This window comes from Mycoplasma anserisalpingitidis (assembly GCF_007859615.1).
In the GTDB taxonomy this organism is placed as follows: domain Bacteria; phylum Bacillota_I; class Bacilli_A; order Mycoplasmatales; family Metamycoplasmataceae; genus Mycoplasmopsis; species Mycoplasmopsis anserisalpingitidis.
In genome coordinates this window covers 800,263-818,691 of sequence record NZ_CP042295.1, presented here as the reverse complement: position 1 = coordinate 818,691, position 18,429 = coordinate 800,263, and the positions used below count along the sequence as shown (strand labels likewise).

The window sequence follows — 18,429 nt, the reverse complement described above, 5'->3', positions numbered from 1 at the left end:
TCAAAATAATTTGTACATAATTATAATAATTGACAAAATAAAGACTTTTTAAACTAATTTTTTAACTCTTTCTATTGTTATATTTAGAAATTCTGTTTCTATTTCAAAACCAATATATCTCCTATTTAATTTTTTTGATGCTACACCAGTTGTACCACTTCCATTAAAAGGATCTAAAAATAAGTCATTTTCTCTTGTGGAGCATAATAAAATTCTTTCCATAAGTTCCAAGGGCTTTTGTGTAGGATGCTTACCATATTGTTTTTCATTTTTTAGGTAAACCAATCAATCAAACATCTTTCATTTGCTTATTGTGATTTATTTTTTTCATCAGTTCATAATTAAAACATAAAAAAGAACAGTCATACAACAATTGCTGTATGACTGTTTATATTTTTGGTCCTTTTAGTAAAATTATAGTGCAAAAAAATAAGAAAGGAACCAATATGATTATAGCAAATATTAAAAATTCTCTTAAGTTTATTATCACTTTTATATAATATGAAACTATCATTTTCATAAAAAGGTTTTAATTTAGGCATTTATTCCTCATAATTAGTGATTATAACCTCCTGAACTTCTCCTCGTCCACTTCCCCTTGAATTAATTGATCTTTTTGCGTAGATAACATTTATCTTGAAATCTTTATAGATTTCTCTAATAAAATCAGTGTTATGGTTAGAAACCATAACTTTTACACCTTTTTTTGTTAAATTTATGACGCAGTCCCTAAGTCTTATTTGTTTTTCCTTATCGAAACCATTTTTGTCATAGTTAACAAAACCATTTTTATCTGGAAATATATCATAAGGAGGATCGAAGTAAACAAAATCACCCTTCATAGCATCTTTAACCGATTCTTCAAAATCTAAATTAGTAATTTTTATATTATTCTTATTAAAAAGATGTCTAATTGCTTTGAAATTTTCTTCTTCAAAAGTTTTTATTTTCTCTTTCTTTCCAAAAGGTACATTGAAAAAACCTTTTGAATTTACTCTATACAACCCATTAAAACATGATTTGTTTAAATAAATCATTCTTGCTGCTTTGATTCAAGATTCCAGTTCATTAAACTTTTCTGATTTATCCATTTCTCTTACTTGGTAAAAATAGTTTTCATTATGATTAAATTCATGTTTTATTAGTTCTTTTTTTAAATTGTCAAATTCTATTTTATTCAAAAAACATTTGTAAGCTAAAATAAGATCATTATTAAAATCATTAATATAAGCATTTTTTGGTTTTAATTCAAAAAACAAAGCCCCACCACCTACAAATGGTTCATAATAATTATTAAAATCTTTTGGTAAAAATTCTTTAATTTTAGGAAGTATTTGTGTTTTACCACCAGCTCATTTTACAAAAGGCTTTGCATTATAACTTAGTTCGGTATTTATCAATTTAGAAAAATCAACTTCTAAAGCATTTTTTAGTTTTATAATTGTTTCTAAAGTAACATTTACAAACCCTCTTTCAATTCTTGAAATTTGAGCGCGGTCAATCCCGGAAATATTAGCTAAATCTTCTTGTGTAAAATTCTTTAAAATTCTAAGTTGTTTTAAATTCTCTCCAAAATTTTTTTGTATAGTTTTTATCATAATAAAAATTATACAAGCATAATGTGTATTTTAATACAATAAACATATAAATTAGCTATTATTTTAATTAATTACTATATTGTAATTTTAATCAATTTTAAAATAAAATCAGAAGACATGCTCCTGATATTAAACATTTAACTATTTTATTTTTTCTAAAACTTCAACCAAAGATTTAACCTCTTCATCAGATAAAGTTATACCTTTTCCCATTTTCGAACGGTCAGAGTTTCAGTCTCTGATATCATACTTAGCTTTATTACCGTTTCATTCCACTAAATTAACTTCTTTTTTTCAACCACTACTTGATTCTGATAAAACAGCAATATTTTTAATGATTTTGTAGCTAATTTCAGGACTAGTTTGCTTTGCCATTTCTCTCCTTAATTCTTATTGACTTTCTCTATAATTATAAACTATATTAAATATTTTTATTTTATATATTTTATAGTAAAATTTCCTATATAAAACACTAAAATAGGAGGCGAAATGCGTAAAGAAATTAGAGAAAGAAACAAAGCGCGTGCTATCAAAAGATCACACAAATTAGCTAAAGAAGCAGCAAGAGCTAAAAGAAGAGCAGAAAGAGAAGCTGCAACAAACTAGCATTAATTTTTTGTAAATTAATGCTTTCTTTTTATTTATGCTAGAAAAGGAATACTGGTACTTACAAAACAGTTTTTTTCATGAACTGGTTTTAAATTAACGGGTGATGCTTTTGGTGGGATTAGTAAAATAATTTTTTATACTTTTACTGCTTTAATATTTCTCACAATGATTTTTTTATGATTATTTAGAGATAAAATACAAAACCATTACAATCGAAGTAATATAAATTCTAAGAGAAGGGTTTTATTAATCAGATTAGCAGGGTTGTTAACAATAATCTTTATGATTTTTAGAACAAGTATTTTAATTATTTATCACTTTCCAAAAAGTTGAGAAATTTTACCATTACATTTTTGTCGTTTAATGTGTTTATTCATTGGTTTTATTTTATTTTTTAACAAAATAGAATATTTTAAATACATTGCTTTCTTTGCAATTTTTGGTGCAATTTTAGCAATGTCACTCCCCGATTTTGCTAATAAATATCAAGCTGATTTTGATGGTGTAGTATTTGGGAAAGAATATATAAAAGGACAGACATATAGTTTTGCCTTATACATAGATAATTACCATTATTGAGACTATATTTTAATACATAGTTATTTAGTCATTATCTCATCTACGTTGATGATTTTATATCCATTCAAATATAAAATCAAAGACTTTGCAAAAACAATAATTTTCTTTGGTTCACTTTGTACGTTTTTCTTTATTATAAATGCTTTAACAGGACATTTTGCACCATTAAAATGAAAAAGTAACTATTTTTACACAGGAATAGATCAAATTAATAGTTTTTCGAAATTATTACAACCAATAACAAAATGACCATTTATTTTTGTTGCTGAATTTATCTTAGGTTTTGTTTTTATAACACTTGCAACTATTTTACACATAGTTCTTGCTAATCTTAAAGTCAGTTTAAATAAAGGGACTAAATTCCTCACAATTCAAAAAAGATTTACTTTTAAGGAATTTTTTGAATGAACCAAAAAAAATAATTAGCACTATGTGCTTTTTTGTTCACTTTTTTGAAAATATGAAAAAAATTTTTATATATTTTATTTATTTTATCTTTATTCAAATTTTAAATATTTTATCCTGAGTTTCCAAGTTAAAAATAAAAACAACAAATTTAGCGGTTATTTCGCTATTTTTTTAACTTTTTATAAAATCTACATTGTAATTTATAAATATTTAGTTATTAATGTTTCATAGTATCTTAATCCTGAGTTTCCAAGTTAAAAATAAAAACAACAAATTTAGCGGTTATTTCGCTATTTTTTTAACTTTTTATAAAATCTACATTGTAATTTATAAATATTTAGTTATTAATGTTTCATAGTATCTTAAATTTTCATTTAATTTCCTTGAATTATCATATTCTACAGAAATAACTTCATTGTTTACTTCTTTACTAATTTTGATTGCTGTTTTAAGAATCTCTATAAATTTCATAACAGAAGTTTTTTCAACTAAACCACTGTCTTTTAATGCTAATTGATCTAATTGAATAATTGCATATTTAAGCACAACTAAAGCTAAAAAAGATAATAAAACGTATGCTTCTATGTGCTTGTAAGTTCAAACAAACATTGGTCTTAACTCCAAAGTACCTTTAAGAACTCTAAAATTTTCTTCTATTTGTCATTGTTTTTGATAAATTGAAATAATTTCACTTGGAGATATGTTTAATAAAGATGTTTCATAAATGTAATATCCATCAAATTGTTCGTCTTCTTCAATTTTGTCGTAATTCAATTTGTATAATGTGTCTTCATTAACTTTTTGGAAGAATTTATATTTTTTAATTGAATTTAAATCAGAAGCTGAAACCATTCCGTTTTTAGCTTTTTTATAGAAGTTATTGACTAAATTTTCTCTATCTTTTCTGTCTTTTGAAGCTCTTGATGAAGAGTAAGAGATAATTCTTCGTCTCACTTTTTAAATCAGAAGCTGAAACCATTCCGTTTTTAGCTTTTTTATAGAAGTTATTGACTAAATTTTCTCTATCTTTTCTGTCTTTTGAAGCTCTTGATGAAGAGTAAGAGATAATTCTTCGTCTCACTTTATCGTTTTTTCTACCATTTTGTCAAGTTGAAAAATATGTTTGTTCCTTATACTTAAAATCTCCACCATAATTAACGTAGTCATCTTGTTTTAAGACGTATTCCTTGACTTTTTTACTTCCTGCTTTCATACGATATGAAATGATATAGTCAATACCGTGTGCTTCTAAAAATCTAATGTTAGCGTTTGTACTCATCCCTTTATCACAAACAATTACAACTTTTTCAATTTCATAAACTCTTTTCATCTCAAGCATAAAATGAATGAAAGTTTTTGAATCAGTTGTATTTCCGGGGAACAATTTATAATGCAATGGAATTCCGTTTTCATCTGTAATTAAACCAATAACTACTTGATCTTCTTTAAATTTTCCATCTTTAGAAAAACCAGGTACTCTTATTCCTATTCTTGAAAATGATTCAAAATAAGCAGTTGTTGTGTCATATCAAAGAACTTGTAATTTTCTCTTATTTTCTGATACTAATTGATTATTTATATTTTTAAGAATTTGTTCCTTGTACTCTTATTCCTATTCTTGAAAATGATTCAAAATAAGCAGTTGTTGTGTCATATCAAAGAACTTGTAATTTTCTCTTATTTTCTGATACTAATTGATTATTTATATTTTTAAGAATTTGTTCCTTGTTATCAAATAAGTAATCTAAAGCATTGTAGAAACTAGTTTTTCCAACATTTAATTCAGTATCAGTTTCTTCTTGTGAATTGAAAATTCCTCAAATACTTTTCTTTTCAACAACTCTTTTTTGAAGCATATATCTTAAAATGTCCACAACATTTTTTGATTTCGTTGATTTTAAATCATTAAAAATATTTAATTTATCTATAAATTTATTAATAATTTCTAGAGAATAATTTGAAACTTTAATTTTAGTTTGATTCTTTTTTAAGAATTTGTCAACTATTGGTTTTAATTTGTTTCTATCTCACTCAGTATCTCAGTTTTCACACTCAGTTTTAAGAGCATTAATTGGATCAGAGTTGAATTTTTGTAGTTCACTTAAACTTCCGATACCGATTGATTTTTTATAACCTTTACCATATCCGCCACTGATTGCTAATGATATATAATATTCATCTTTTCTTTTGCTTTTTACAACTATTCATTTATCTTTTTTCATAACTTATATTATACCACAACTACAATGTAATTATGTACAAAAAAATTAAATTATTTTGTGTTCTTTTATACGTAGTATAAAAGGTATAAAAAATAGAGTCACAAAAACGAGTCTAACTTGGAAACTCAGGATTTTACACATAGTTCTTGCTAATCTTAAAGTCAGTTTAAATAAAGGGACTAAATTCCTCACAATTCAAAAAAGATTTACTTTTAAGGAATTTTTTGAATGAACCAAAAAAAATAATTAGCACTATGTGCTTTTTTGTTCACTTTTTTGAAAATATGAAAAAAATTTTTATATATTTTATTTATTTTATCTTTATTCAAATTTTAAATATTTTATTATTTATAATATTAAAATAACAAGGAGAAATCGTGAGCTATAAATCATTGTATAGAAAGTATAGACCTGCAAATTTTGATGAAGTTAAAGGACAAGAACATATTGTTAAAACTTTAAAAAACATCGTTTCAAGCAGAAAAATAACACATGCTTATATTTTTAGCGGACCAAGAGGAACTGGTAAAACATCGGTTGCTAAAATTTTTGCTAATGTGTTAAATTGCATGCATGATGAAGATATTACTAAAATTTGCAATATTTGTCAAAAAAATATAAATAATTCTCTAGATATCATCGAAATGGATGCAGCTTCAAATAACGGTGTAGATGAAATTAGAGATTTAAAAAATAAGGTTGAATTGTTACCTGTCCAAGGTAGATATAAAATTTATATTATTGATGAGGTTCATATGCTTTCTAAAAGTGCTTTCAATGCACTTCTTAAAACTTTAGAAGAACCTCCAAAACATGTTATTTTTATTTTGGCTACAACTGACCCACAAAAAATTCCTGCAACTATTCTTTCACGTGCTCAAAGATTTAATTTCAAAAGAATTTCATCAAATGAAATTTTCACACAGCTTTGCTATATTGCTAACCAAGAGGGTATAAGTTTTGAGGAACAAGCTCTTAAATTAATTTCTCGTTTAGCTAACGGAGGTTTAAGAGATGCCTTGTCATTACTGGACCAAGTTGCTGCATACAGCAATGGCGATATTAAACAAAAAGATGTATTAGTCTCATTTGGACTAATTTCTAATAGAAATGCAATACAACTTTTAAATTCTATTTCCAGAGGTAATATAACAACTTCGATCGACATTTTTAATTCTCTCAGAGATTCTGGAATGGAAGCTAATTCTCTAATTGATACTCTTTTTAGTGTTATTAAAGATTGAATAATTTTTAGAAGAACTAGAGATGAGTCAACTTTAGAGATACTTTCTGTTGACGAAGTTGAATTATTAAAATTGCAAGAGATTTTTGCCTTTGAATTCTTGGATCAAATTAATGAATGAATGCCAAAAATCAAAAGTTCAGAAGTACCTTTTCAAGTTTGTGAAATCTTCGTACTTCAAACTTGTGGAATAAGACAAAGATTAAATAAAGAAACTGTTGTTTCAAATATGGGTGGAACTTATGATGTTGAAATTCTGTCAAGAGTTGAAGAAATGATTAATCAAGCTATACAACGTCAAAATGAAAAAATTAAAGAATTGAAATACAATCATGAAACCTTTGACTTTAACGATGAAGAAGTAACGACATTTGAAAAAGGATTAAAATTCGAAAGTCATTCGATGAAGGATCAAATCGAAACCAAAATTGAAGAGATGAGAAAACAAGAAGCTGAAGAACAGTACACTGAGTCAAACTTTGAAGATGAATTTGGAAACTCTGAAGATTTTTCTCTTGAAAACTTTATTGAGTCACAAAAGAACATTAATGAGCAAGCTAATAATTTAAATGATATATTAAGCAGAAATGTTGATGATTTAGAATCAACCTTAACTTCGGAAATGAGTAAAACAACTCAATTATTCTATGAATACAACGAAAATGAAGCAGATCTTAATGAAATTCAAAATAGAGTTATTCAAGAAACTGAATTGCAAAATGATAAATTAATCACAACTCAAGAAATTTCATTATATAGCGAAATCTTAGATACAAATCATCATGATGATAAAACTTTAATTTTAGATATAAGTAAAATAAAAAACACAAATCGTGAAATTAAAAAACTTAACGAACAAGATGATAGAAAAATATCAACTTTTGTTAGTTTTGCAAAAGGATCTCGTGAGTATGTTGAAGACTACAGATGAAGACAAAAGAAGATTGATGAATTAAAAAGTGAATATAGGGATTTTACAGAACAAATTAATTTATTCTTAAATACAAAGATAGGTTCAGGTGACGATAAACACATTTATCTTGTTACAAACGATCCATATACCCTTAAGATGCTTGAACGAGAGAAACACGGTAAGTGATTTCAAAGTTTTATAAGAAAATTTTTTGGTAAAAATTTAAGAATTTTCATTGCTCTAAGACCTGAATGAGACAATTTATTAGCTCAGTATCGAAGTTTGAGTAATGAGGAAACTAATTTTTATAAATCAAAAACAATTGAACCTTTAGATGGTGATGAACTTCATGATAATGATTATGCTGAAAAAAATGTAACTGGTATTTTTGGAACCGGTATCAAAGTAATTAAAGAAAAGAGGTAAACTATGAATCCAGAAATGTTAAAAAGATTAAGAAAAATGCAAGCAGAGTTAGAAAAGAAACAAAAAGAATTTAATAATAAAGAATTTACTATTGAAAAACAAGGTGTTAAAATTGTTGCTTCAGGAAATAAAAAACTTATTTCAATCACTATTGATGAAATGTTGATTGATCCAGACGATAAAGATTTAATAGAAGATTTAATTGTTGTCGCTTGAAATGAATTAATTGATGAAATTGATGAAGCAGAAGAAGAATTAGCTCCTGCTATGCCTAATGGATTACCATTCTAATTAATAAAATGAGTAGCAAAATTAAAGCTATTGAAGAAGCAATAGAAAAAATAAAAAAGATTGATAATTTAACAACTAAGCAAGCCGAAAAAATAGTGAATTGAATTATCGAAACTGATGAAAAACACGTACTTGAAGTTTCGAACTCTTTTATGGAACTCAAAAGAAAAATCAAGTATTGTTCGCTATGCGGTTATCAAACTGAAGAACAGAAATGTTCAATATGTGTTGATGACGCAAGAAGTAATGTTTTATTTATTGTTGAAAATTCTAAAGTTATAAATAAAATGGAAAAAGCAAACATTTATGATGGTAAATACTTTATTTTTAATAATGTAATTTCTGATGAAAAATCTCTAGATGAATCAAATGAATTGATTGAAAAATTAATTTTCTATGCTAAAGATTTTGAAGAAGTCATCATAGGAATAAGTCCTACTTTAGGTGGTGAATTAACTAGTCAAATTTTGAAGAAATATTTAAGAGAAAATAATATTAAAGTTTCTCAATTGGCTATTGGTTTGCCGGTAGGTGCTAGTGTCGATTACATTGATACAATAACCTTGGAACAATCTATAAGAAATAGAACTAAATAGTATCGGAGGATTAACTAATTATGTTCATAACATTTGAAGGTTTAGATGGATCTGGAAAAACAACTTTAATTAATATGTTGGTTGAATATATTAAAGAAAATTATTCAAATATACATTACATTTTAACTAGAGAACCAGGTGGAAAAGATATTAAAATGGCTGAAAAAATAAGACAGTTAATATTAAGTAAAGAATCTGAACTTAGTCCTAAATCTGAAGCATTATTATATTCAGCTAGTCGTAGAATTCATTTAGAAAAAGTGATTTGACCAGCTTTGAAAAAGAATAATTTAGTCTTATGTGACCGTTATATAGATAGTTTTTATGCTTATCAAGGTTTTGGTAGAGATTTAGGAATTCAATACGTTGAAGAAATTACTGAACTAATTATTGAAAAAACTTATCCTGATATTACGGTGTTTTTTGACATTAATCCTGAGGAGTCTAAAAAAAGACGCCTTGCTAATCGTTTGTTCGACGATCGCATGGAAGACGAGTCCGATGAATTTCATAAAAAAATTTATCATGGATATCAATTTTTGATTGAACGTGAACCTAAAAGATTTATTGTTGTTGATGCAACAAAGTCAATTCAAGATGTATTTAATCAAATGATTGAAAAAATATTAAGTAATGATAAATTTACGGATTTTGTAAATGCTAAATAAACAAACAAAAAAAATAATTGATAACATCTTTAGTTCTAAAAGGATTTCACACTGTTTTTTAATAAACTCTCAAAGAGGATTCGATAATGATAAGGTCATTATGTATTTACTAAATAAAATAAACAATTCTAACATAAAGACACTAAATAATATTTCAGAAAGATACAATAATATATTTGTTATAGAACAAAATGAAAATAATAATATTTCAAAAAGTGATTTAATCGATGCTTTTGATAAGTTAAATTACACTTCTGCTGTTAAAAACCAAGAAAAGATATTGGTAATCAAAAATATTGAATGTGCAAGTATTAACGCTATAAATGCTGTATTGAAAAGGATTGAAGACCCAAATAATAAAACAAAAATCATCTTGTCAACAAATAAATTTTATTCTGTGATTGAAACTGTAAGATCTAGGTCACAAATTATTAATGTAAAAAGTGATTCAAGAAATAATTTGTTAGAGATGTTGAGAGATATAGATGTTGTTAAATGAGTCGCTGTGATTTATTCAAATATTTTTAATGACTATGATGTAGCAAAAAAATATATCAGTGATGATTGATATCAACTAATTGAAGAAGTTTATGAAAACTTATTTAATTCTTTAGATAATCCTTCAACTTTATATATTTATCTTTCTGGTTCACTCGCAAAAAAAGAAATTGAAAAAAATATTTTCATTATTAAAGTTTTAATTTTCTTTATTTCATCGGTTGCTAATAGTAACATTTCTAAATCTTCTGATCCACTTTATGCTAAAACTATGAATTTGAGCAATAAAATGAGAACAAAAGGTATTAAGTTATCAAAATTTATAGTTATCGGTAGTGAATTTATAGATAAATTAACTAGTGTATTAAATTTTGATATTCAAAAAGAAAATATGTTGGTTGAATTAATGGAGTTGTATGACAAATAAAATTTATATAGTTGGTACTCCTATTGGAAATATGGAAGACATAACATTAAGAGCTTTAAGAATTTTAAAAGAAGTTGATATTATTGCTTGTGAGGATGTTAGAGTCACAAAAAAACTTTTAGACAGATATGATATAACTAACAAAAAGTTAGTTACTTATAATAATTTTAATGAAGAAACAACGTCAAGTTATTTATTGAAGCAATACGAAGAAGGTTTAAATATTGCTCTAGTTTCTGATGCTGGAATGCCTGTTATGTCTGATCCCGGTTTTGAATTAATTAAGAAATGTTACCAACATGACCTTAATGTTGAAATTATTCCTGGGGTGAATGCAGCAGTGACAACTTTTGTTATGTCTAATTTAGATAATAATTTTACTTTTAAAGGTTTTATTAAAGACAAGTCACAACAAAGAATAAACCAACTGAAGTCATTAGACTTTGGTACTTATATTTTTTATGTATCACCACATAAATTGCTTGATACATTGAAAGATATAAAACAAGTGTTTAATGGGGAAGAAAAATTATTCTTAGCTAAAGAGTTGACGAAATTACATGAGGAGTTTTTTAGAGGCAACTCAATTGAAATTCTCGACACTTTAAATAAAAGAGACACAATTAAAGGAGAATATACATTAGTTTTAAGTTTCAAGAAAAACAAAAAAGAAAAAATTAATAAATACGCTAAGCAAAAATAAAAATCATGCCTTAAGCATGATTTTTTCATTATTTATTTTCTATAGTCAATTACAGCACGACCGATGAATTCACCTTTTTGCAATTTATCAAAGATGTCTGCAACTTCATCAAGTTTAACAACCTTAGTAACTTCTGATTTAACTTTTCCTTCAGCAGCATATTGTAGAGCTTCTTTTAAGTCAAGTCTTGTACCAACGATTGATCCAACCAATTCTCTTTGGAATAGCACTGTTCAGAATACAGAAACTTTAACGTTATCTTGACCTGAAGCATCTTTAGAAGGTAATCCAACAAGAACTTGACGTCCACCACGACGCAACATTTCCATACCTTGTTCAGCAGCTTGTGTAGCAACTGATGTATTAATTACAGCGTGTGCTCCACCACCTGTTACTTCGATTAATTTTTTAATTCAATCTGGATCTTTTCTTGAGTTAAATGCATACTCAGCACCTGATTTAAGAGCTAATTCACATTTTTCATCACTAAGATCAATTCCGATTGGACGATATCCCATAGCTTTAGCATATTGGATTGCTAATTGTCCTAATCCTCCAACACCAATAACTGCCATTCAATATCCTGGACGAGCTTTAGCTCTTTTAATAGCTTTATATGTTGTAACCCCAGCACAAACAATAGGTGCTCCAGTAATTAAATCTAATTCTTTAGGTACGATTGCAACATAATCTTCATGCCCGATAGCATATTCACCATATGAACCATCTTTAGTATATGCAGACATATTTTGGTTAGGACACAATGTTTCTTCACCTTGTAAACAGAATTCACAAGCACCACAAGCATCATGTAATCATGCTAAACATACACGGTCACCAACTTTTAAGTGTGTACATCCTTCACCTAATTCTGTAACAATACCAATTCCTTCGTGTCCAGGAATTAATGGGTATTTAGGTTCTACTAATCAGTCGAAATTAGCAGCGTGTAAATCTGTATGACAGATTCCTGATGTTTCCATTTTAATTAATACTTCTTTATATTTTGGTTTTGGAATTTCTACTTCTTCCACCGCCCAATTTTTAGGTGAGCGAACCACAAAAGCTTTCATTTTTGCCATATAATAAAAAACCTCCGAGTTTTTAGTTTTATTCTATACATTTAAATTATACTAATCATTTTTTTAAAAAGCCTTTGTATCCCTAAAATAGAGATATATTATGAAAATTATTCCAATAACTTGATAGTAATATTTATGCCTTTTTCAAATAAAAAATGCAAGTACTTGTTGACACCTGCATTTGTTATTCTATTTAATTTCTTGAATAACTTTACTTTCTTCCAATCTTTGTTTTGGAGATTTTGATATTTGATTGAAGTCATTTTCATCTCTATATCCCATCGCTAATGCTAGCACTGGCATGTATCCGTTAAGACCGAGAATTTCTTTATATTGTTTTGTATCAATACCCTCCATTGGGGTTGAATCAATATTCATTGTCCCTAAAGCAGCCAACATAAATCCCATTGCAAGATAAACTTGATTTTTATATCATGCTATAGCAGTTTCATCTGAAGTTTTAATTACATTTTCGTAATATGGAATCACTCTAGGATCTAAATTAGTGTGCATATGATTTTCATAGATAGATAAATCATCAACTCTGCTTAAAACGATTAAGTGGCTTGAATTTTTAACACGTTCTGCATTACTTATTGATGCTTTAGATAATTTGTCTTTTAATTCTTGGTTTGATATAATAGTAAACTTTATGGTTGTCCATTAATTGATGACGGTGTCAATCTGAGAATTTCTTTAATTTTCTTAATATTTTCTTCTGAAATTTTTTTATTTGGATCATACATTTTTGTTGTATATCTATTTTGTGCAACTTTCAAAAAGTCAAAGCTCATATTTATATCCTTTCTTTATAAAACTTAAAAAGCTATTATTTTACGCATTTTTAAGCTGTTTTTTGACTTTTTACATTCATATTATATTAGATTTTTTATCGTTTAAATATTTTTAAACAAAAAAATAGCAAACTATTAAATAGATTGCTACTATTTTGTTTTCATTCCATATGAAACTTGTTTATACAATTCTTCTCCGAAATTATGTCTGATTATCTCTAACCCTAGATCAATAGCTGCTGCTGCACAACGACCGGTAATTAAGTGATTGTTTGAATTTGTTACAAGATTTTCGTTCCTGTTTTTTCCTGTTTTTTCTTTTAATTCAACTGGATCACTAAACATAGGAAATGAACTATATGATATTTCAGGATCAATTATACCCGTTTCATATAATGCATTTGGTCCATCACAAATTGCATAAATGTCTTTATTTTGTTTTTTAAATTCTCTTATAACATCTAAAGCTTTTTGATTAATTCTTAAAGCTTTAGCAGCGGGTCCACCAGGAACGAAAATTGCATCAAATTCATTGATATCAACTTTGGTTTGAGCATTGATTTCATACGTTCCATATTGGCTTGACACATGATTTTTATCGGGATTATAGTAAGTGAATGTAGCTTTTTGACTACGTGACAAACAAGATAAAACACCTGTTAATTCAACGTCATTAAATCCATCTAATGTAATAACTAATAATTTCATTTAATTATCCTTTCCTTCTTATGACTTTTCTTCAAACAAGTATTAATATAATTATAAAAGGTAATAAATATATTAAGAAGAATGAGACGATAAAAACTTTTATTCATAATTTGTGTTCTTTTGATTTAGCTTCCATAATAGAACTAGTTATTTGAGTATAATCATCTCCAAGTAAACTTGAAATTTCTATTAATCTTTTTTTATCTAAAGTGAAGAACACAAAATAAGTTGCAAGAACCAAACCTAAGAATACTAAACTAATGATTAAAAATAACTCGATATTATTGTTATATCAGTTGTTCAACATAGCTTTAATATCTCATCCAATAGTGACGTTTAACATACTAATTTCTAAACTTGCATTATTGTCTTTTAAAACAAAGTAGTTATATAACAAGAAAGTAATTAGAATAAATAAACCATAGAATACTTCGATAAATATTACAGCTCATAAAATTCTGACTGAACGAATACTTATATTTCTATAAGTTGTGTGAAATAAAACTTTTGCAGATGAATCGCCATTAGCATAACTTTCGCGCATACGAGCTATAGAAGATTTTCAAGCAAGAAATTCTATTATTGCTTTAGTAGCATAGAAAAGAGAAAAAACTAAGGTCATTCCAAACAAAATATAATAACCGGTATAGCTAGTTACAAAATTTTGTTGAATAATGTTTTGTTGAGATAAAGCTAAAAAAGTAATCACTAAAACAGATGTTAATAAAACAACTGATCAAAACGACATTGAAAAGAATTTAAACTTTTTTTCTCTAGTGATTATTCTATAAGTACGCGAGTTTAAAATCCCTTCTGGATCTTTCTTTAAGTATGAAGTTGATAATACTTGATTGTTTATATTATTATTCTCAACTATTCTAATATCACTTGTATCTTCGAGAGGTTTTCTGTCCATATATTCTCCTTTCTAATTAAATTATATTAAACAATTTTTAAGATAAATATTTGTTTTTTACCTTTGTTTACAATAGCATATTTATTATCAAATAAATTTGATGAAATTTTAGTGTTTTCGTCAACAGGAGTAAAGTTAAATTTTAATGATTTGTTTTGAATGAACTCCCTAACTTCTCTTTTTGATTTGAATACTTCGTTTTTCATTAATTCTTCAACCAAATTAGAATCATTCTTAACTTCTAATACTTTAAAATGGTCGATCATATTTTTAAATTCATTTAATTTTAATGAAGTTATATCAAATTGTGGGTTAAAAATAAATTGTGATAAATTAAATGATTTTTGAGCTTCATTATAACCATGAATATCTTTAACTACTTCAAATGCCAAAACTCTTTGAGCATTTTGTAATGAAGGATTTTCAAAATGGTTTTTAATAATATTTTTAATCTCATTTATTTCTAAAGAAGTCAATCAAAGAAGTAATTTTTCAATTTGAGAATCAGGTTGATTGAATAAAAATTGATATAAGTTATATGGTGAGTTCATATCTTTGTCAAGTCATAAACTTCCGCCACCAGTTGATTTACCAAATTTATTACCATTTTCATCTGTTAATAAATTAAGAGTTATTCCAACTGCATCAGGATTTTCACATTTTTTACTAATGATTTCTAATCCGGTAGTAATATTACCTCATTGATCTGAACCACCGACTTGAATTTTGGTGTTATGCAATTTATAAAGTTGATAAAAGTCCCAACCTTGTATTAGTTGATATGAAAATTCAGTAAAACTAATTCCATTTTCTAATCTTGAAGAAACCACATCTTTAGATAACATATAGTTAATACTGATTAGTTTACCAACTTCTCTTAAAAAATATAAGATGTTCATATCTTTGTAAAAATCATAATTATCAACTACATCAATATCAAACTTAGAAAGTTGTTTTCTAATTTTTTCTTTATTATTTTCTAAAGTTTTAGAATCTAATAAATTTCTTTCAGTGTTTCTTCCAGAAGGGTCACCAATCATTCCGGTAGCGCCACCCACAACCATAATTGGAGTAAATCCAGCTTGTTTAAATCTTTGAAGAGTCTTAATTTGAATGTAATTTCCTAAATGTAAACTTTGAGCAGTTGGATCAAAACCAATATAAACTTTTGCACCTTTCTCAAGCGAATTAAATTTTTCTTCGCTTGAGATATTTTTTAAGATACCACGTTCTTTTAATTCATTTAATATATTCATACTAAAATTTTAGTTCCTCTCCTATTTTTAAGTTATCATTTTTTACTAAACCAACTCCATACTCTTTTTCTAAACCAAGTGATTTATAACTTAATAACATTCCTGGACTATCAATTCCCATAACTTGTCCATTAACAATTTCTGTACCATCATAGATAATAGAACCAGGCATTATGAAAAATATTTCATCACCTATTTGAACTTCAGCAGAATTAGTTACAATTTTTCTTGTTTTTTCTTCTCCGTGTTCAATTTCAATAATAAATAATTTCTCGCTTTTTGGGTGAGACTGCTTGTCTAAAATTTTGCCTTTTACAAACTTTTTGTAATCACTATATTCAAATTGGTTTACATTAAGAATATGTAATAAATCTGTTAAGTTGACTAAATCTAAACTAAAAAAATTGCGTTTAGTGTTATAGTCTGTAATGTGTTTTTCAGCATTCTTTAGAACAACCGAATGAACTCTATTTTTTGCATCTAAATTAACGCAAAAATCAGATGTATTAAATAACTTTTCTACCTTTAATTCAGTGTTAAAAGTAATTATTGCCTTATTGTTAAAATTTTCGCTTAATTTGTGTACTAAAACCATAATATTATTATTATAATTAAATTTAAAATTTATTATAATACTTTTATGGAAAAAATAGCTATCGTAGTAGATTCATCATCAGGATTAACAAAAAAACAAGCGGAAGAAAAAGGTTGATTTTTCATTCCATTACATATTGAAATCGATGATAAATTGTATGATGATGGAATAAATATTAGTAATGAAACATTATTTAATGTCTTTAATGCTGATTCAAAAATGGCAAAAACTTCATCAACAAAACTAGGTGAAGTTATTGAATTGGTTGAAAAATTAAATCAAGATTATGACAAAATTTTAGTCTATCCAATAAGTAAACACCTCTCTGGTCAATATCAAAGTATTAAAATGCTTGAATCAGATTATCCTAAATTAAAAGTTGTTGAATCAAGAAATATTGCTGCTCCAACAGTACTTGATTTAATTAATTTTGAAGAAAACATAAAAAACGGGATGAGCTTTGATGAAGCTTATAATCAATTCAATATTAATATTAATTCAATTTCATTAATGCCTAAATACAATGATTTTTTAGTTAAAGGTGGAAGATTATCTCCAGCCGCCGCTACATTAGCGAGATTATTAAAAATTGTTCCAATCATTAGTTTTTCTGAAGGTCAGTTACTTAAAGAAGGTAAAGGAAGAGTTTTCTCTAAAACTGTCTTTAATGTGATTGAAGATAAAGTTAAAAATTATAATGAAAATTGTGAATTGATTTTATTGCACTCAAAAAATGAGGAAATTAATGAGTATATAGAATTCACCAAAAATAAAATAAAAGGCAATATTTTTGTTGGTTCAATTCCTTCGGTTGTTGCTATTCATACAGGGCCTGAAGCTGTTGTTGTGATTTTATATCCTAAAAAATTAAATAGTGAAATTATAGGATTAACAAAAGTTTAATTAGGATGCAATTATCTGCATTTTTTTATTTTAAAAACACACTATATTAAATAGTGTGCAAAGATTAGAATTTATGTTTTAATTCTTCCATAATATTAAATAACTTTTGGCTTGTTTCGACTTCAAAAAGAGAGTGACCAGCTAAATTTGTGTAATATAATTGCGATTTTTTTAATTTTTTATGTAAGTCATAAGCTGAAGAAGGACGACAAACCATATCATATCTACCATGAACAATATATGTTGGGATATTTTCTATATTTTTTGTATTTTCTAAAATATAGTTATCCGATGGAAGAAATGAGTCATTGACAAAGTAATGTGCTTCTAAAGTGGCAATTTCCAAAATATGTTTATCATCCGAATTAGGTTCAACGGTTTTGATTGTTGAAGTAATTGATTCGAGGTTTGCAAATTTTGTTGCAGCTTGCAAGGCAACATTTTTGTCTGTAGAAGTCATTCTTTTGTAGTACGAAGATAATGCATCTTTTCTTTCGATTTCGTTAAGATGATTCATATAATTTTCAAAATATTCTGGGAAGAATTGTTCAACTCCACTTTGGTAAAGTCAATCAATATCAGATTTTCTACATAAAAATATCCCACGTAATACTAAAGATAAAACCTTTTCGGGGTGTCTAATAGCATAAATTAGAGCTAATGTGCTTCCTCAAGAACCTCCAAAAAGAATGAATTTTTCTACATTTAACATTTTTGTTAAGTTATTAATATCATCAACTAAATGGTCTGTTGTGTTGTTTTTTAATAAACAACTTGGCGTACTTTTTCCACAACCTCTTTGGTCAAAAATTATTATTTTATAGTACATTGGGTCAAAAAACTCTCTATGTTTTTCCGAAGAAGACCCGCCTGGTCCTCCATGTAAAAATACTACAGGAATTCCGTTTTGGTTACCAGATACTTCATAGTAAATTTTGTGTTCAGATTCTGTGTCCATGAATCCGGATTCATAAGGTATTATGTTTTTATACAT

22 protein-coding genes are annotated in these 18,429 nt (G+C 26.7%); 8 read left to right on the top strand and 14 right to left on the bottom strand.

Annotated elements, in window-relative coordinates; all coding sequences use genetic code 4:
* Positions 1-48: 48 nt before the first annotated feature.
* From FRW55_RS03340 to FRW55_RS03330, 3 genes are all read right to left on the bottom strand, one after another.
* On the bottom strand, positions 49-285 hold the full coding sequence (locus tag FRW55_RS03340; RefSeq protein ID WP_201798408.1) for a DNA methyltransferase: 237 nt from the start codon (positions 283-285) through the stop codon (positions 49-51).
* A 257-nt stretch (positions 286-542) separates the two neighbouring features.
* Positions 543-1,598, bottom strand: a complete 1,056-nt coding sequence (locus FRW55_RS03335; RefSeq protein ID WP_146368717.1) for a Dam family site-specific DNA-(adenine-N6)-methyltransferase — start codon at positions 1,596-1,598, stop codon at positions 543-545.
* 141 nt (positions 1,599-1,739) lie between these two features.
* Complete coding sequence (locus FRW55_RS03330) at positions 1,740-1,973, bottom strand: YdbC family protein (RefSeq protein ID WP_146367615.1); 234 nt, start codon at positions 1,971-1,973, stop codon at positions 1,740-1,742.
* 264 nt (positions 1,974-2,237) lie between these two features.
* Between FRW55_RS03330 and FRW55_RS03325 the strand changes: the two genes are divergently transcribed.
* Positions 2,238-3,212, top strand: a complete 975-nt coding sequence (locus tag FRW55_RS03325; RefSeq protein WP_201798417.1) for a YwaF family protein — start codon at positions 2,238-2,240, stop codon at positions 3,210-3,212.
* 309 nt (positions 3,213-3,521) lie between these two features.
* Here FRW55_RS03325 and FRW55_RS03320 read toward each other — a convergent pair whose 3' ends face one another.
* The 3 genes from FRW55_RS03320 to FRW55_RS03310 are packed head-to-tail and all read right to left on the bottom strand — an operon-like array spanning position 3,522 to position 5,416.
* Positions 3,522-4,148, bottom strand: a complete 627-nt coding sequence (locus FRW55_RS03320) for an IS1634 family transposase (RefSeq protein ID WP_146368327.1) — start codon at positions 4,146-4,148, stop codon at positions 3,522-3,524.
* Positions 4,090-4,737: an IS1634 family transposase gene (locus FRW55_RS03315; RefSeq protein ID WP_419673236.1), complete on the bottom strand. Its 648-nt coding sequence runs from the start codon at positions 4,735-4,737 to the stop codon at positions 4,090-4,092. Before FRW55_RS03315 ends, FRW55_RS03320 begins: the two co-directional genes overlap by 59 nt.
* A gap of 40 nt (positions 4,738-4,777) precedes the next feature.
* The gene (locus tag FRW55_RS03310) at positions 4,778-5,416 is read right to left on the bottom strand and encodes a hypothetical protein (protein WP_146368325.1); all 639 of its coding nucleotides are present in this window, start codon (positions 5,414-5,416) and stop codon (positions 4,778-4,780) included.
* A 377-nt stretch (positions 5,417-5,793) separates the two neighbouring features.
* On the opposite strand from FRW55_RS03310, the gene dnaX reads away from it, so the two are divergent.
* From dnaX to rsmI, 6 genes are read left to right on the top strand one after another with little or no spacing between them, the layout of a single operon-like run.
* A complete protein-coding gene (gene dnaX, locus FRW55_RS03305) occupies positions 5,794-7,998 on the top strand; it encodes a DNA polymerase III subunit gamma/tau (RefSeq protein ID WP_162848292.1) in 2,205 nt (734 codons plus the stop codon).
* Between the two features lie 3 nt (positions 7,999-8,001).
* On the top strand, positions 8,002-8,289 hold the full coding sequence (locus FRW55_RS03300; protein WP_146367612.1) for a YbaB/EbfC family nucleoid-associated protein: 288 nt from the start codon (positions 8,002-8,004) through the stop codon (positions 8,287-8,289).
* Between the two features lie 8 nt (positions 8,290-8,297).
* The gene (locus FRW55_RS03295; RefSeq protein ID WP_146368714.1) at positions 8,298-8,885 is read left to right on the top strand and encodes a toprim domain-containing protein; all 588 of its coding nucleotides are present in this window, start codon (positions 8,298-8,300) and stop codon (positions 8,883-8,885) included.
* A 20-nt stretch (positions 8,886-8,905) separates the two neighbouring features.
* Positions 8,906-9,553: a dTMP kinase gene (gene tmk / locus FRW55_RS03290; protein WP_146368713.1), complete on the top strand. Its 648-nt coding sequence runs from the start codon at positions 8,906-8,908 to the stop codon at positions 9,551-9,553.
* Positions 9,543-10,478: a hypothetical protein gene (locus FRW55_RS03285; RefSeq protein WP_146368712.1), complete on the top strand. Its 936-nt coding sequence runs from the start codon at positions 9,543-9,545 to the stop codon at positions 10,476-10,478. Before tmk ends, FRW55_RS03285 begins: the two co-directional genes overlap by 11 nt.
* The gene (rsmI, locus tag FRW55_RS03280; RefSeq protein WP_146368711.1) at positions 10,468-11,181 is read left to right on the top strand and encodes a 16S rRNA (cytidine(1402)-2'-O)-methyltransferase; all 714 of its coding nucleotides are present in this window, start codon (positions 10,468-10,470) and stop codon (positions 11,179-11,181) included. Before FRW55_RS03285 ends, rsmI begins: the two co-directional genes overlap by 11 nt.
* 32 nt (positions 11,182-11,213) lie before the next feature.
* Here rsmI and adhP read toward each other — a convergent pair whose 3' ends face one another.
* From adhP to tapR, 7 genes are all read right to left on the bottom strand, one after another.
* Positions 11,214-12,263 (bottom strand): alcohol dehydrogenase AdhP, encoded by a 1,050-nt coding sequence (adhP, locus tag FRW55_RS03275; protein ID WP_319000234.1) that lies wholly within the window; start codon positions 12,261-12,263, stop codon positions 11,214-11,216.
* Between the two features lie 189 nt (positions 12,264-12,452).
* Positions 12,453-12,776 carry a nitroreductase family protein gene (locus FRW55_RS04160; protein ID WP_201798407.1) on the bottom strand — a complete coding sequence of 108 codons (324 nt, stop codon included), beginning with the start codon at positions 12,774-12,776 and terminating at the stop codon, positions 12,453-12,455.
* A gap of 137 nt (positions 12,777-12,913) precedes the next feature.
* Positions 12,914-13,057: a nitroreductase family protein gene (locus tag FRW55_RS04155; RefSeq protein ID WP_201798406.1), complete on the bottom strand. Its 144-nt coding sequence runs from the start codon at positions 13,055-13,057 to the stop codon at positions 12,914-12,916.
* Positions 13,058-13,207: 150 nt separating this feature from the next.
* Positions 13,208-13,765 (bottom strand): DJ-1/PfpI family protein, encoded by a 558-nt coding sequence (locus FRW55_RS03265; RefSeq protein ID WP_146368710.1) that lies wholly within the window; start codon positions 13,763-13,765, stop codon positions 13,208-13,210.
* Positions 13,766-13,769: 4 nt separating this feature from the next.
* Positions 13,770-14,681: an MSC_0882 family membrane protein gene (locus FRW55_RS03260; protein WP_146368709.1), complete on the bottom strand. Its 912-nt coding sequence runs from the start codon at positions 14,679-14,681 to the stop codon at positions 13,770-13,772.
* A gap of 26 nt (positions 14,682-14,707) precedes the next feature.
* A complete protein-coding gene (tyrS, locus tag FRW55_RS03255; RefSeq protein ID WP_146368708.1) occupies positions 14,708-15,937 on the bottom strand; it encodes a tyrosine--tRNA ligase in 1,230 nt (409 codons plus the stop codon).
* 1 nt (position 15,938) lies between these two features.
* Positions 15,939-16,532, bottom strand: a complete 594-nt coding sequence (gene tapR / locus FRW55_RS03250; protein WP_146368707.1) for a TyrS-associated PheT N-terminal domain-related protein TapR — start codon at positions 16,530-16,532, stop codon at positions 15,939-15,941.
* A 45-nt stretch (positions 16,533-16,577) separates the two neighbouring features.
* Here tapR and FRW55_RS03245 point away from each other — a divergent pair, with 45 nt between their 5' ends.
* The gene (locus FRW55_RS03245) at positions 16,578-17,435 is read left to right on the top strand and encodes a DegV family protein (protein ID WP_146368706.1); all 858 of its coding nucleotides are present in this window, start codon (positions 16,578-16,580) and stop codon (positions 17,433-17,435) included.
* A gap of 64 nt (positions 17,436-17,499) precedes the next feature.
* On the opposite strand, the gene pip is transcribed toward FRW55_RS03245, so the two are convergent.
* The gene (pip, locus tag FRW55_RS03240; protein WP_146368705.1) at positions 17,500-18,429 is read right to left on the bottom strand and encodes a prolyl aminopeptidase; all 930 of its coding nucleotides are present in this window, start codon (positions 18,427-18,429) and stop codon (positions 17,500-17,502) included.